This is a genomic window from Rhodoferax sp. P1_F3, from assembly GCF_056405715.1.
Map to the genome: position 1 here is coordinate 107,473 of NZ_JBFUBO010000009.1, position 13,778 is coordinate 121,250.

15 protein-coding genes are annotated in these 13,778 nt (G+C 62.2%); 12 read left to right on the forward strand and 3 right to left on the reverse strand.

Translation table 11 applies throughout. From position 1 onward, the window contains the following. Positions 1–18 precede the first annotated feature (18 nt). Entirely contained in the window at positions 19–915 is an 897-nt protein-coding gene (locus AC1DZ5_RS15640) for a DMT family transporter (RefSeq protein WP_477890649.1), read from the forward strand. Positions 916–1,035: 120 nt separating this feature from the next. Then, positions 1,036–2,316, forward strand: a complete 1,281-nt coding sequence (locus AC1DZ5_RS15645; protein WP_477890651.1) for an HD-GYP domain-containing protein — start codon at positions 1,036–1,038, stop codon at positions 2,314–2,316. Positions 2,317–2,330: 14 nt separating this feature from the next. Here AC1DZ5_RS15645 and AC1DZ5_RS15650 read toward each other — a convergent pair whose 3' ends face one another. Beyond that, positions 2,331–2,804 carry a YqaA family protein gene (locus AC1DZ5_RS15650; RefSeq protein WP_477890653.1) on the reverse strand — a complete coding sequence of 158 codons (474 nt, stop codon included), beginning with the start codon at positions 2,802–2,804 and terminating at the stop codon, positions 2,331–2,333. Positions 2,805–2,953: 149 nt separating this feature from the next. On the opposite strand from AC1DZ5_RS15650, the gene dusB reads away from it, so the two are divergent. The 5 genes from dusB (at position 2,954) to AC1DZ5_RS15675 (ending at position 7,519) form a co-directional block, all read left to right on the forward strand. Next, a complete protein-coding gene (gene dusB, locus AC1DZ5_RS15655) occupies positions 2,954–4,006 on the forward strand; it encodes a tRNA dihydrouridine synthase DusB (protein WP_477890655.1) in 1,053 nt (350 codons plus the stop codon). Next, entirely contained in the window at positions 4,003–4,239 is a 237-nt protein-coding gene (locus tag AC1DZ5_RS15660; RefSeq protein WP_477890657.1) for a Fis family transcriptional regulator, read from the forward strand. Before dusB ends, AC1DZ5_RS15660 begins: the two co-directional genes overlap by 4 nt. A 77-nt stretch (positions 4,240–4,316) precedes the next feature. Beyond that, positions 4,317–5,927: a bifunctional phosphoribosylaminoimidazolecarboxamide formyltransferase/IMP cyclohydrolase gene (gene purH, locus AC1DZ5_RS15665; RefSeq protein ID WP_477890659.1), complete on the forward strand. Its 1,611-nt coding sequence runs from the start codon at positions 4,317–4,319 to the stop codon at positions 5,925–5,927. A 14-nt stretch (positions 5,928–5,941) separates the two neighbouring features. Next, positions 5,942–6,913: a tripartite tricarboxylate transporter substrate binding protein gene (locus tag AC1DZ5_RS15670; protein ID WP_477890661.1), complete on the forward strand. Its 972-nt coding sequence runs from the start codon at positions 5,942–5,944 to the stop codon at positions 6,911–6,913. A 12-nt stretch (positions 6,914–6,925) separates the two neighbouring features. Next, positions 6,926–7,519 (forward strand): SIS domain-containing protein, encoded by a 594-nt coding sequence (locus AC1DZ5_RS15675; protein WP_477890663.1) that lies wholly within the window; start codon positions 6,926–6,928, stop codon positions 7,517–7,519. An 88-nt stretch (positions 7,520–7,607) separates the two neighbouring features. On the opposite strand, the gene hemL is transcribed toward AC1DZ5_RS15675, so the two are convergent. Further along, the gene (gene hemL / locus AC1DZ5_RS15680; protein ID WP_477890665.1) at positions 7,608–8,933 is read right to left on the reverse strand and encodes a glutamate-1-semialdehyde 2,1-aminomutase; all 1,326 of its coding nucleotides are present in this window, start codon (positions 8,931–8,933) and stop codon (positions 7,608–7,610) included. Next, complete coding sequence (thiD, locus tag AC1DZ5_RS15685) at positions 8,917–9,828, reverse strand: bifunctional hydroxymethylpyrimidine kinase/phosphomethylpyrimidine kinase (protein WP_477890667.1); 912 nt, start codon at positions 9,826–9,828, stop codon at positions 8,917–8,919. Before thiD ends, hemL begins: the two co-directional genes overlap by 17 nt. A gap of 120 nt (positions 9,829–9,948) precedes the next feature. Here thiD and AC1DZ5_RS15690 point away from each other — a divergent pair, with 120 nt between their 5' ends. From AC1DZ5_RS15690 to AC1DZ5_RS15710, 5 genes are read left to right on the forward strand one after another with little or no spacing between them, the layout of a single operon-like run. Beyond that, a complete protein-coding gene (locus AC1DZ5_RS15690) occupies positions 9,949–10,122 on the forward strand; it encodes a rubredoxin (RefSeq protein ID WP_310340221.1) in 174 nt (57 codons plus the stop codon). 25 nt (positions 10,123–10,147) lie between these two features. Next, entirely contained in the window at positions 10,148–10,546 is a 399-nt protein-coding gene (locus tag AC1DZ5_RS15695) for a response regulator (RefSeq protein ID WP_310340220.1), read from the forward strand. Further along, the gene (locus AC1DZ5_RS15700; protein ID WP_310340219.1) at positions 10,546–10,911 is read left to right on the forward strand and encodes a response regulator; all 366 of its coding nucleotides are present in this window, start codon (positions 10,546–10,548) and stop codon (positions 10,909–10,911) included. Before AC1DZ5_RS15695 ends, AC1DZ5_RS15700 begins: the two co-directional genes overlap by 1 nt. Positions 10,912–10,923: 12 nt before the next feature. Beyond that, entirely contained in the window at positions 10,924–11,454 is a 531-nt protein-coding gene (locus AC1DZ5_RS15705) for a chemotaxis protein CheW (protein WP_477890671.1), read from the forward strand. A 20-nt stretch (positions 11,455–11,474) separates the two neighbouring features. Next, positions 11,475–13,754, forward strand: coding sequence for a methyl-accepting chemotaxis protein (locus tag AC1DZ5_RS15710; protein WP_477890673.1), 2,280 nt, complete (start codon positions 11,475–11,477; stop codon positions 13,752–13,754). Positions 13,755–13,778 lie beyond the last annotated feature (24 nt).

The window sequence follows — 13,778 nt, forward strand, 5'->3', positions numbered from 1 at the left end:
ACCTTTTTTCACCACACCGTGACGCTGTCTTACGACTGGCTGGCCCTGGGGGCCGCGGCCTGCTGGGCCGTCACCGGGCTGCTCTCGGCCTCGCAAGCGCGCCATCTGGGCGCGTTTGCATTTACGCGCTGGCGCATGGGGCTCGTGTTCCTCATGCTGCTGCCAGTGGTGGTGTTCAGCGGGGGCTGGCACACCCTGTCCTGGGCCTCCTTCGGCGTGCTCGCGTTCAGCGGCCTGATCGGCATTTTTGTCGGTGACACCGCGCTCTTCGCCTCCATGAACCGGTTGGGGCCGCGCCGCACTGGCGTGCTGTTTGCCACCCACGCCTGTTTCAGTGCTTTGTTGGGCTTCTTTGTGCTCGATGAGCGCATGGGTGCGCAGGCCCTGCTGGGTGGCGCACTGGTGGTGGGCGGTGTGATGATGGCCGTGGCGCTGGGCACCCACAAAAATGAATCACATGCGCTAGAGGTCACGCGCGGCCATTGGCCCCTGGGTGTGGCGCTGGGCTTGCTGGCCGCCCTGTGCCAGGCGCTGGGCTCGCTGATTGCCAAACCCATGATGGCTTCGGGTGTGGACCCGGTGGCTGCGACGGTGGTGCGCGTGGGCGCGACTTGTGTAGCGCATCTGGTGCTGCTCTGGGTTGGCGTGGGCGTGGCGCGCACGCAGAACGCACTCTCCGCCCGCGTGCTGGCCTGGGTGTCGCTGAGCGGCATGATCGGTATGGGGCTGGGCATGAGCCTGATCCTGCTGGCGCTGCGCTATGGCGACGTGGGCATGGTGGGCATCCTGTCGTCCGTCTCGCCCGTGCTGGTGCTGCCGCTGCTATGGTGGCATCTGGGGCGTGCACCGGCCCGCGGGGCCTGGTGGGGTGCGGCCTGCACTGTACTCGGGACTGCACTCGTTTTAGTGCGCTAGCCCCCGTAAGTATTGCGCCAGCTGCTCCTGAAATAATAGCGAAATTCGTGCGTCCCTCGCACTAGAATGCGAGACGGAGCGGCTATCTCGCCGCCTTCAGACTCTGATGTCCCCCACTGTATGAATGCAACAGACGTCAACCCTGACTATTTCACCAAGGCCGTAACCGAGCTGGGCGAAAAACGCCCCGTGGTGACCACCGAGGCGATCTTCAATGACCGCGGTGTCAAGGTCCTGGACAAGGGTGTGGCGGTCAACGCCAAGCTCTACGAGCGCCTGATCGCACACAAGCTGCCGGTTCCCATCGAGCAATCGGTCAGCAGCACGCCCACCATTACGGGCCCGGTCCTGCGGGCGCTTGCCGAGCAGGCCATGCACGAGGTGCCATTTTTCGAGCGCATTGGTGCTGACCCCAAACACCGCAGCCTGCTGCTGGACAGCCTGGACAAGCTCACCCTGCCCGAGCCCATGGCCTTTCAGCTGCTGCTGGCCAACGAGGTGCGGCCTGCGCTGTTTCGCCACTCAGTGCAGATGGCGCTGTTTGCCGCCTGGATGAGCCTTACCCCGGTGGTGTCGCGCTACGACTTGGGCATCGCCGCCGCCGCCGGGCTGCTGCACGACATTGGCATGCTGCACCTAGACCCGCTGCTGCTCAACCCTGAAGACGCCATCACCCGCGAACAGCGGCGCCAGCTCTATTCACACCCACTGGTGTCCACTGTGCTGATCGAGCGCCACCACGAGTACCCGCGCGAGCTGTTGCGGGCCGTGAAAGAGCACCACGAGTTTCTGGATGGTTCGGGCTACCCGCGCAACTTGCAGGGCGATGCGATCGGCCCACTGGGGCGCATTCTGTCGCTGGGGGAGCTGGTGACCTCGATGCTGGAGTCTGGGCGCGACGCGCCCGAGATGCGGCTGTGGGTCCAGTTGCGCATGAACAAGCACCGCTACGACGCTGCCATGGTGGCGCGGGTGCAGCAGCACCTGCGCCCGCAGAGCGAGCTCACGGGGGAAGGGCTGGAGCTGCTGGCCGACCCGGTGGGAATGCTGCAGGAAATCAATGCCACGGTGTCCGACTGGCCTGCCGCTGCGCTGCAAGAGTTGCCGCTCAGCGATGCAAGGCGTGAGGGCATGGCGGCGGTTTTGGTGCAGGCCAGCCAGTTGCGCCGCACACTGGCCACGGTGGGCGTGGCCGACCTGCAGTTGGCGCAGTTGGGAGGTGAAACGCTGGACGATGCCCTGCGGCTGGAACTCGGCTTGCTGGCCCAGGAGGCGCTGTGGCAACTGCGTGCCCTCAAACGGCAAACCAAGCGGCGTTGGCGCCTGGGGGATGAGCCCGGTTACCCGGCGCCTTTGCAAGCCTGGCTGGCCCGCGCCGAAGCGCTGGTGGCCAAACTTTAGTTTTTAGTGCGGCGTCACCACAGGCGCAGCAGGCCGGTGAGTGCGGCGGTCATCAGCACGTAGCGCGCCAGCTTGCCCACCGCCATGTAGACCACACACGGCCAGAACGGCAGCTTGAGCCAGCCCGCTACCGCGCAGAGCGGATCTCCAGCGATGGGCAACCAGGCCAACAGGCAGGCCTTGGGTCCCAGGCGGCGCAACCAATCCAGTGCCCGCAGGTGGTGGGCCGAATGGCCGTATTTGTCTACCACGCGGTGCGCCCCAAACCCCATCCACCAGCTCACCGCACCGCCCAGGGTGTTGCCCACAGTAGCCACACCGATCACAGGCCAGAACAACGCGGGGTTCAGCTCCACCAGGCCCAGTACCAACGGCTCGGACCCCATGGGCAACAGCGTGGCAGAAATGAAGGACACCACAAACACGGTGGCCAGGCTGTATTCGGGCAGCGCAAGCAGGTGCAAAAGGGCGGGAATCCAAGTGTCCATGGCGAGCGCAGTATAGGCAGGGTGGGGTTTCGTTGCGCTGCAGCAGGCAAATTTCAATTGCTGAAATTTTGAGCAGTTAGAATTGCGCCCAGGCCCCAACGTCTTGGGGCCCTTGTCTTTTATACCCACTCCCACTTCAGTTGTCGTCCATGCACATTGGCCCGTTCGCTCTGGCGAATCACCTCTTTGTCGCGCCCATGGCGGGGGTGACAGATCGCCCATTCCGCCAGCTGTGCAAGCGGCTGGGTGCGGGCTATGCGGTGAGTGAGATGGTCACCTCGCGCCGCGATCTGTGGGACACGCTCAAGACCTCGCGCCGCGCCAACCACGACGGTGAGCCCGGCCCCATTGCGGTGCAGATTGCCGGCACCGAAGCGCAGATGATGGCCGACGCCGCACGCTACAACATCGACCGCGGCGCGCAGATCATCGACATCAACATGGGCTGCCCCGCCAAGAAGGTGTGCAACAAATGGGCCGGCTCCGCGCTGATGCAGGACGAGCAATTGGCGATGGAGATCGTGCAAGCTGTGGTGGACGCGTGTGCCCCACGCAATGTGCCGGTCACCCTGAAGATGCGCACCGGCTGGTGCCAGGCCGAGAAAAACGCCGTAGTGCTGGCGCGCGCGGCCGAGGCCGCGGGCGTGCAGATGGTCACCGTGCATGGCCGCACGCGCGAGCAGGGCTACAAGGGTGCGGCCGAGTACGACACCATTGCTGCGGTCAAGGCCGCGCTGAAGATTCCGGTGGTGGCCAATGGCGACATCACCACGCCCGAGAAGGCGCGCGAGGTGCTGGCCGCCACGGGCGCCGACGCCATCATGATTGGCCGCGCGGCCCAAGGCTATCCCTGGATCTTTCGCGAGGTGGCACATTTTCTGGCCACTGGCACGCACCTTGCACCGCCGCTAGTGAGCGAAGTCAAACGCCTGCTGGTGGAGCATTTGCATGATCACTACAGCCTGTACGACGAGTTCATCGGCGTGCGCTCGGCGCGCAAACACATTGGCTGGTACCTGCGCGAATTGCCTGGGGGCGAGGAATTCCGTCGCCAAATGAACCTGCTGGAAGACAGTGGGGCGCAGGTGGCGGCGGTGGAGCAGTACTTGGATGGTTTGAATGAAAACATGGACCGCATCCCGCGCCGGGAGCAAGTGTCCAGTCTGGCAAGGGGACACGACATGATGGAAATGGCAGCATGAGCAAGAAGCACATCGAGGAGTGCGTTCGCGCGAGCCTGGAAGGATATTTCGCAGACCTGGGCGGCACAGAGCCCGATGGCATGTACGACATGCTGGTGCGTGCGGTGGAGCGGCCCCTGCTGGAAGTGGTGATGGCCCAGGCCGACAACAACCAGTCCAAAGCTGCCCAGTGGCTGGGCCTGAACCGCAACACCCTGCGCAAGAAACTGCTGGAACACAAGCTGGTTCCCTGACACCCCGCTGCTCGGCATGGCCGCCCTGGGCGGTGGTGCGGGCCTTTTGATTTTTGGTTTTACTTCACTCTCGCACTATGAACGCACCCCAAACCGCACTGCTGTCCGTCTCGGACAAAACCGGCATCGTTGAACTCGCGCAGGCTTTGCATGCCCAGGGCATCAAGCTGCTGTCCACGGGTGGCACCGCCAAGCTGTTGGCCGAGAAGGGGTTGCCCGTGACCGAGGTGGCCGAGATGACAGGCTTTCCCGAAATGCTGGACGGCCGTGTGAAGACGCTGCACCCCCGCGTGCACGGCGGCCTGCTGGCGCGCCGCGACTTTCCCGCGCACATGGCGGCGCTGGCTGAACATCAGATCAACACCATCGACTTCTTGGTGGTGAACCTGTACCCGTTTGAAGCCACCGTGGCCAAGGCCGGTTGCACGCTGGAAGACGCGATTGAGAACATCGACATTGGCGGCCCCGCCATGGTGCGCAGTGCGGCCAAGAACTGGAAAGACGTGGCGGTGCTGACCGATGCGGCCCAGTACACCACCGTAATTGCCGAACTGAAGGCCAGTGGCAAGGTCAGTGACAAGACCAAGCTGGGCCTGTCGATTGCCGCCTTCAACCGCATCAGCCAGTACGACGGTGCCATCAGCGACTACCTGTCCGCCATCCAGATCGGTGATGACGTGCCTGCAGGCGACAAAGCTCCGGTGTTGGACCTGTTCCCCGGCCAGAGCAATGGCCGCTTCGTCAAAGTACAAGACCTGCGCTACGGCGAAAACAGCCACCAGCAAGCCGCGCTGTACCGCGACCTGTTCCCGGCACCGGGCTCGCTGGTCACGGCCAAGCAGCTGCAGGGCAAGGAACTCAGCTACAACAACATTGCCGATGCCGACGCGGCCTGGGAATGTGTGAAGAGCTTCAACACGTCCGCCTGCGTGATCGTCAAGCACGCCAACCCCTGCGGCGTGGCCGTGGGCGCCCATGCGCTGGAGGCCTATAGCAAGGCCTTCCAGACCGACCCCACCAGCGCCTTCGGCGGCATCATCGCGCTGAACTGCGAACTGGACGAAGCCGGTGCCCAGCAAATCTCCAAACAGTTTGTCGAAGTGTTGATGGCGCCCAGTTTCACACCTGCCGCACTGGAAGTGTTCAAGACCAAGGTCAACGTGCGCATCCTGCAGATTGATCTGCCCAAGGGCGGCAATACCGCCTGGGACCAGGGCCGCAACCTCATGGACATGAAGCGCATCGGCTCCGGCATCCTGCTGCAAACCGCAGACAACCACGAGCTGGCCCTAAGCGATCTGAAAGTCGTGACCACCAAGCAACCCACGGCCGAAGAACTCAACGACCTGTTGTTCGCCTGGACCGTGGCCAAGTACGTCAAGTCCAATGCCATCGTCTTCTGCAAGGGCGGCATGACCATGGGCGTGGGCGCGGGTCAGATGAGCCGCCTGGACTCTGCGCGCATCGCCAGCATCAAGGCCGGCCACGCCAACCTGTCCCTGGCAGGTACGGTCGTCGCCAGCGATGCCTTCTTTCCCTTCCGCGATGGCCTCGACGTGGTGGTCGACCAGGGCGCCACCTGCGTGATCCAGCCCGGTGGCTCCATGCGCGACCAGGAAGTCATTGACGCGGCCAACGAGCGTGGCGTCTCCATGGTGTTCAGCGGCGTGCGCCACTTCCGCCACTAAACAGAAAGCCGCCCATGCTGTCTTTCCGATCTCTCGCGGCCAGTGCGTCGCTGTTGCTGGCCGTGTCCACAGTTTGGGCGCAAGCCTCCGACAAACCCATCCGCCTGATCGTGCCCTACGCGCCCGGCGGTCCGCTGGACATCACGGCGCGTGTGCTGGCCGAGCGCGTGAAAGACAGCCTGGGCACGGTGGTGGTGGACAACCGCCCCGGCGCGGGTGGCAATATTGGTGCGGATGCGATTGCCAAGGCCGCACCCGATGGCTACACCATTGGCATTGCGGCCACGGCCACCCATGCGGTGAACCCTTGGCTGTTTGCCAAGATGCCCTACAACGCCGCCACCGACTTTGCCGCCATCACGCAGATGGTGCGCGTGCCCAATGTGCTGGTGATGAACGCCGAGGCGGCGCAGCGTCTGCGCATCCATACGCTGGCCGACCTCATTGCCTATGCCAAGGCCAACCCCGCCAAGCTGAACTACGGCAGTGGCGGCAATGGCAGTGCTGGCCATCTGGCGGGCGAAATGTTCAAAAAGGAAGCTGGCATCTTTGCTCTGCACATTCCCTACAACGGCGGCAACCCGGCGCAAATGGCTCTGCTGAGCGGGCAGGTCGACTTCAACCTCGACAACTTGGCCAATGCTGCACCCAATATCCGTTCCGGCAAGCTCAAGGCCCTGGCCGTCACGTCGTTGGCGCGCAGCAGCGTCTTGCCCGATGTGCCCGCCATGTCGGAAGCGCTCAAGGGCTTTGGCATCGACACCTGGTGGGGGCTGGTGGCCCCGGCCGCCACGCCCAAGGAGCGCATCGCGCAACTCAACCAGGCCTTTGTGGCGGCCCTGCAGGCGCCCGAAACCAAGGCCCGCTTTGCCACCCTGCTGGCCGAGCCCACGCCCACCACCCCGGCAGCATTTGACGCGCTGATGAAGGCCGAGCGCGCCAAGTACGAGAAGGTGGTCGAGGCCACCGGCGCCAAGGTCGATTGAAAGGTTCCGCCCATGAAGCACCATATCGAATCTAGCCTGCAAGAGGCGCATTCCGCACTGACATCCTTGCTGGCCAACCCGACCGCGCTGGCGTCGGTGGAGCGAGCCGCGCAGCTGCTGATTGCCACCTTTGAGAAGCACGGCCGTGTGTATTCCTGCGGCAACGGCGGCTCCATGTGCGATGCCATGCACTTTGCCGAAGAGCTGACCGGCCGCTACCGCAAGGACCGCAAGGCCTTGGGCGCTACCGCCATCAGTGACGCCGGGCACCTGACCTGTGTGGGCAACGATCATGGCTATGACAACGTGTTTGCCCGTTACATCGAAGGCCATGGCAGGCCGGGTGATTGCCTGGTGGCACTGAGCACCAGCGGTACCAGCAAGAACGTGATCAAGGCCGCCGAGGCCGCCAAGGCGCTGGGCATGACGGTCATCATCCTTAGCGGCAAGCCCAGTGAGAAGCTGGAGCCCTTGAGCGATGTGTATGTGTGCACGCCCGGCGGCAAATACGCAGACCGCGTGCAGGAGCTGCACATCAAGGTGCTGCACATCCTGATCGAGCTGATCGAACGTCACTTCTTTCCTGAGAACTACGTGGGCGAGTGACGTCCGCGAGCGATCAAGCGCGCTCAAACAAACGGGGGCTAGATGCCAAATTGGCCTCTAGCCCCCGTGGAATATGCGCAAGCAGCTTCTATTTTGATAGCAATTTAAACACTTCAGCAGCGGCCGCCACGGTCTCCGCAATGTCCGCATCGGTATGCGCGGCACTCATGAAGCCGGCTTCGTACAGCGCCGGGGCGATGTAGACGCCGCGGTCCAGCAGGCCGTGGAACAGGGTGTTGAAGCGGGCGTTGTCGGTGGTCATCACCTTGGCGTAGTTTTGCGGCAACTCCTTGAACAGGAAGAAGCCGAACATGCCGCCTTCGCTGTCACCACAGAAATCCACGCCTGCCTTGTCAGCCTCGGCTTGCAGGCCGCTGATCAACAGCTGGGACTTGCGGCCCAGGTCTTCGTAGAAGCCGGGTTTGCCGATTTCCTTCAAAGTGGCCAAGCCGCAGGCCGTGGCCACGGGATTGCCCGACAGGGTGCCGGCCTGGTAGACAGGGCCCAGCGGGGCCAGTTGCTCCATCACGGCGCGCTTGCCGCCAAAGGCCGCCAGTGGCATGCCGCCGCCAATTACCTTGCCCAGCACCGTCATGTCGGGCTCGAAACCGGGAATGCTGCGGGCGTACACGCTTTGGGCGCTGCCAAAAGCCACGCGCAGGCCGGTCATCACTTCATCAAACACAAACAGCGCGCCGTACTGGGTGCACAACTCGCGGCAGCGCGTCATAAATGGCACAGAGGCACGCACGAAGTTCATGTTGCCGGCAATGGGCTCGATGATCAGGCATGCCAGGTCCTTGCCATGCAGCGCAAAGGCTTCTTCGAGCTGCTGGATGTTGTTGTACTCCAGCACCAGCGTGTGCTGCACCACTTCGGGCGGTACACCGGCGCTGGTGGGGTTGCCAAAGGTGGCCAGACCCGAGCCGGCTTTCACCAGGAGGGCGTCGGCATGGCCGTGGTAGCAACCTTCGAACTTCAGGATTTTGGTGCGGCCGGTGGCGCCGCGTGCCAGGCGGATGGCGCTCATGCCGGCTTCTGTGCCACTGCTGACCAGGCGCACCATATCCATGCTGGGCACGCGTTCCAGAATCGCCTCGGCCAGTTCCACCTCTCGCTCGGTGGGCGCCCCAAACGAGAAGCCTTCCAGCGCTGCCTTTTGCACGGCTTCCAGCACGGCGGGGTGGCCGTGGCCCAGGATCATGGGTCCCCAGGAGCCGATGTAATCAATGTGCCGCTTGCCATTGGCATCCCAGAAATAGGCGCCCTGGGCCCGCTGCACAAAGCGTGGCGTGCCGCCCACGGCCTTGAAGGCGCGTACCGGCGAGTTCACGCCGCCGGGAATGACGCGCTTGGCGCGGTCAAAGAGTTGCTGGTTGCGGTCGGTGGTGTCGGTATTAGTGGCGGGTGGCATGGGGAGGAACTTCAAAGTCGGTTTCTTCGGGGGCGTCTTCGCCCTCGGCGTCGGGGTGGGCCCAGAACAGGCGGTCGGGGATGACCTGGCCCATGCCGGGGCGAAAGCCGCTTTCCAGGCAACGGTCCAGGTAGCTCAGCGCTTCGGTCACGGCCTCCGTCAGTTCGGTACCGCTGGCAATCAGGGCGGCCAGCGCAGCAGACAAGGTGTCGCCAGCGCCCGTGAAGGTGGCCTCGAAGCGCTCAAATTTTTCGCTGCACAAGACTGCGGTGGGCGAGCACAGCACGTTGTCGATGAACTGGTCGGGCAAGGGAATGCCGGTCACCAGGGTGTAGGGCACGCCAAAGGCGTTGGCGGCTTTCGCGATGTCGCGCGCGGTCGGGCTCTTGTCCGAACTCCAGTCCGGCAGCAGCCAGCGGGACAGGGTGCTGTGGTTTCCAACCAACACCGTGGTTTGTGGCAGCAGCAGCTCGGTACAGGCGTCTTGGTACAGGTCAATCTGGTCTTCCTGCCACCACGACAGGTCGGGCATATAGGCCACCAGGGGCACGTCGGCGTAGTCTGATGCCAGCTCGGCGATCGCGCTCAGATTCTCCGGCGTACCGACAAAACCGACCTTGAACGTCTGGGCCGGAACATCTTCCAGGATGACGCGCGCCTGCTCGCTCACGGCCTCGTCGTCAAAGGGGAAATGGTCCACGATCTCCGAGGTATCGCGGGCATAGGCCCCGGTCACCACCGGCAATCCGTGGGCACCGACCGAGGCGATCGCGCTCAGGTCGGCGGCGGTGCCACTGCCCCCGCTGGGGTCGTTGGCGTTGAACGCCATGACGCAGGCGGACGGGCCGTCGTCGTCGATTTCTTCTTCAGGAGCGGGGGCGGGGGTTGCCGACATCTAGAGGCCTGTGTTGGGGTTTGTCTTCATGCAGAATGGCGATCTTTCAGCGGGCGGCGTGCTTTTTGGCAATAGCGGCTCTATACAATCGTTGCATTCTATTTGAAGGCCCTATAAGCTGTGACCGATACTAAAACTTGGATGTGCTTGATTTGCGGTTGGATCTATGACGAGGCCGCCGGCGCGCCCGACCACGGAATTGCAGCAGGAACCCTGTGGGCCGATGTGCCCATGAACTGGACTTGCCCCGAGTGCGGCGCACGCAAGGAAGATTTTGAAATGGTGCAGATTTGATGCACTAGTACTGGAGCAACGCCCCTTGAGCACGACAGCACCCACTTTCAAAGTTCTGGTTATTGACGACAGCAACACCATTCGGCGCAGTGCAGAGATTTTTCTCAAGCAAGGTGGTCACGAAGTAATGCTGGCTGAAGACGGTTTTGACGCGCTGGCCAAAGTCAATGACTACCAGCCGCACTTGATTTTTTGCGACATCTTGATGCCGCGTCTGGACGGTTACCAGACCTGCGCCATCATCAAACGCAACGCCAAGTTTTCTGGGGTTCCGGTGGTGATGCTCTCCTCCAAGGACGGGGTGTTTGACAAGGCGCGTGGTCGCATGGTCGGCGCGCAGGACTATTTGACAAAACCCTTTACCAAAGACCAATTGCTGCAGGCCGTGCAGCAGTTTGGGGCCGTATTGCAAGGAGCTATTTGATGGCAATAACTAAAGTACTGATCGTGGACGACTCGAAAACCGAGTTGATGTTTTTGACTGAACTGCTGCAGAAAAACGGTTTCACCGTGCGCTCAGCCGAGAACGCCGACGAGGCCTTCAAGCGCCTGGCCGAAGACAAGCCCCACCTGATTCTCATGGACGTGGTGATGCCGGGCCAAAACGGCTTCCAGCTCACCCGTGCCATCAACCGTACACCCGAATATTCCGAGATCCCCATCATCATCTGCACCAGCAAGAGCCTGGAGACCGATCGGGTATGGGGCATGCGCCAGGGCGCCAAGGACTACATCACCAAGCCGGTGGATGCCGCTGAGCTGTTCGCCAAAATCAAGGCTCTGGACTGATTCGCTCGCTCCATGGCCAACAGAGAAGCACTTCGAGAACTCCAAGCCCGTTTGGCGAGCCGCTTGCAAGCGGCCCGGTCCGAGGGCATGTCTGTGGCCTGGCTCGCGGTGCGGGCGGGGGGCAACAACTACCTATTTCCATTGGGCCAATCGGGTGAAATCGTCCCGGTAAGCCATTTGCAGCCTGTGCCCTATGCGCTGGACTGGTTTCGCGGGGTACTCAACATCCGCGGTGGCCTGTTCGGTGTGGTGGACTTGGCAGCGTTTGTGACGGCCTGTGGTGCTGCCAAGCGCCTGGAGCCAGCGGTGGCCGAGCCCAGCGTGGTCACCATGAACGCCGCACTGGAAGTAAATTGCGCCTTGCAGGTCGATGTGTTGGCGGGGCTGCGTGGCCCGGATGCATTCACGGCTTCCAAGCCGCCCGAAACCGATGCCCCACCGTTTTTTGGCAACCAGTTTGTCGATTCGGCCGGCGAGCATTGGCAAGAAATCAATTTGCGTACTCTGTCCCTCAGTCCCCAGTTTTTGAGCATCAGCGCTTAGTTCACCCGTAAGGTCCCATCATGTCTGTTGTCGATCAATTAAAAAACCTGTTTTCCAAAAAGTCGCCAGAGTCCGAACTGGATTCGCGGCTGAGTTTGGCTATGCCGGACGCCACAGTGGACAGCGGGGGCAACGAAACCTTGCAAGAGTCGCCATCGCAAAACTCGCCGCTGCAAGCTACACCGGCTGAGCCTGGGAAAGACGTGCTTGCAGAACCGCAGGTGGATGAGGCTGACTTGGTATCCATTCCTGTATTGGGCCGGCGCACTGTGGGGCAACACCAGCGCACTTTGTCCATCTTGCTGGGTGTCGCGCTGGTTGTGCTCGGGGTGGTGGTGTTCATTGTGCTGGGGCAATCTGAGCGCGTGGCCCAACAGCTAGGAGCGACTGGTCAATCGCTGATGCAGTCGCAACGCCTGGCGAAGTCGGTTTCCCAGGCCGTGGTGGGGAGTGCGCAGGCGTTTCCTGACGTGTCGGAAAGCGCGGGCATTTTGGGCAAATCGGTCAAAGGCTTGCAGGCGGGTGACGACGAAATGCGCATCAACGCGCTGGACGAAAACTACGCGTCCGAACTTAACAAGGTTGCACCGCTGGTGGAGCGTGCAGAAAAGAACGCCAAGGCCGTGATGGGGCAGCAAAAAATGCTGACCCAGATCGGGTCTGCGCTGCGCCTGATCAATCGCCAGTCTTCCGATTTGCTGGAAATCGCGGAAACCGTGGCCTCTCTGAAGCTGCAGCAAAATGCACCGGCCGTGGAAATCTCCGCTGTGGGCCAGTTGGTGATGTTGACCCAACGTATCGGCAAGTCGTCCAACGAATTCCTGACCGCCGAAGGCGTGAGCCCTGAAGCTGTGTTCCTGCTGGGTAAGGACTTGAATACCTTCAAGGAAATTTCCGAGGCCCTGTTGTCCGGCAGCACCGAATTGCGTCTGACGGCCACCAAGGATCCGGCCACCCGCGAGCAGCTGGAAGCCCTGATCAAGATGTACGAAGAGACCCGTGTGCAAGCCGGCGCTATTTTGGGCAACTTGCAGGGTCTGGTGTCTGCGCGTGAAGCGCAAGGCGCCATCATTGCGGACAGCGAACCTCTGCGCCGCAACTTGGAAGAATTGCAGGCCAAGCTGTCCGGTCAAGCCGGTATCGGTGGCGCCTCTTTTGCCATCATGGTGGCAGCCGCGGCCTTTGCGCTGTTGTGTGCAGGTGGTCTGGCCCGTGTGCAGTTGCTGGACAGCCGCAAACGCCAAGTGGTGGCCGAAGGCCAGCGTGTGGAAGCTGAGCACCAAGAGCAGGAAGCCAAGCGCGTGAACGATGCCAACCAGGCTGCCATTTTGCGTCTGATGAACGAACTGCAGACAGTGGCCGAAGGCGACTTGACGCAAGAAGCCACGGTGACCGAAGACATTACCGGCGCTATTGCCGACTCGGTGAACTACACGGTGGAAGAATTGCGTTCGCTGGTATCCAACGTGCAAAACACGGCGGCACGGGTTGCCCAGACGACGGCCGATGTGGATGCCACGTCCACCGAGCTGCTGGCAGCCTCTAACGAGCAACTGCACGAGATTCGTGAAACCGGTAAATCTGTAGTGGACATGGCGGGTCGAATCAACGAGGTATCCGCCCAGGCGCAAGAGTCTGCCGCGGTGGCGCGCCAATCGCTGCAAGCTGCCGAGTCTGGTCTGCAAGCCGTGCAAAACGCCATCGGCGGTATGAACTCCATCCGCGACCAGATCCAGGAAACCTCCAAGCGCATCAAACGCCTGGGTGAGTCTTCCCAAGAAATTGGTGAAATTACCGAGCTGATCTCGGACATTACCGAACAAACCAACGTGCTGGCCTTGAACGCTGCCATTCAGGCCGCGTCCGCCGGTGAAGCCGGTCGCGGCTTCTCGGTGGTGGCGGAAGAAGTGCAGCGTCTGGCCGAACGTTCTGCGGACGCGACGCGCCAGATTGCGGCGCTGGTGAAGGCCATTCAGACCGACACCCAGGATGCTATCGGCGCTATGGAACGCTCCACCCAGGGTGTGGTGGAAGGGGCCAAACTGTCCGACAACGCAGGTACTGCTCTGACCGAAATTGACCGCGTGTCCCGCCGTGTGGCTGACTTGATTGAGCAGATTTCCAACTCCGCATCCCGCGAGGCCGGTCTGGCCAACGTGGTGGCCGACAACATCCAACACATTTTTGCGGTGACTGAGCAAACCGGTGAAGGTACTCGCGCCACAGCCAACCAGGTGCGTGAACTGTCCCGCATGGCGGAAGAACTGCGCCAATCGGTGTCCCGATTCAAGATCGCCTGATAGGCCATGCTTCGCATTCACCCC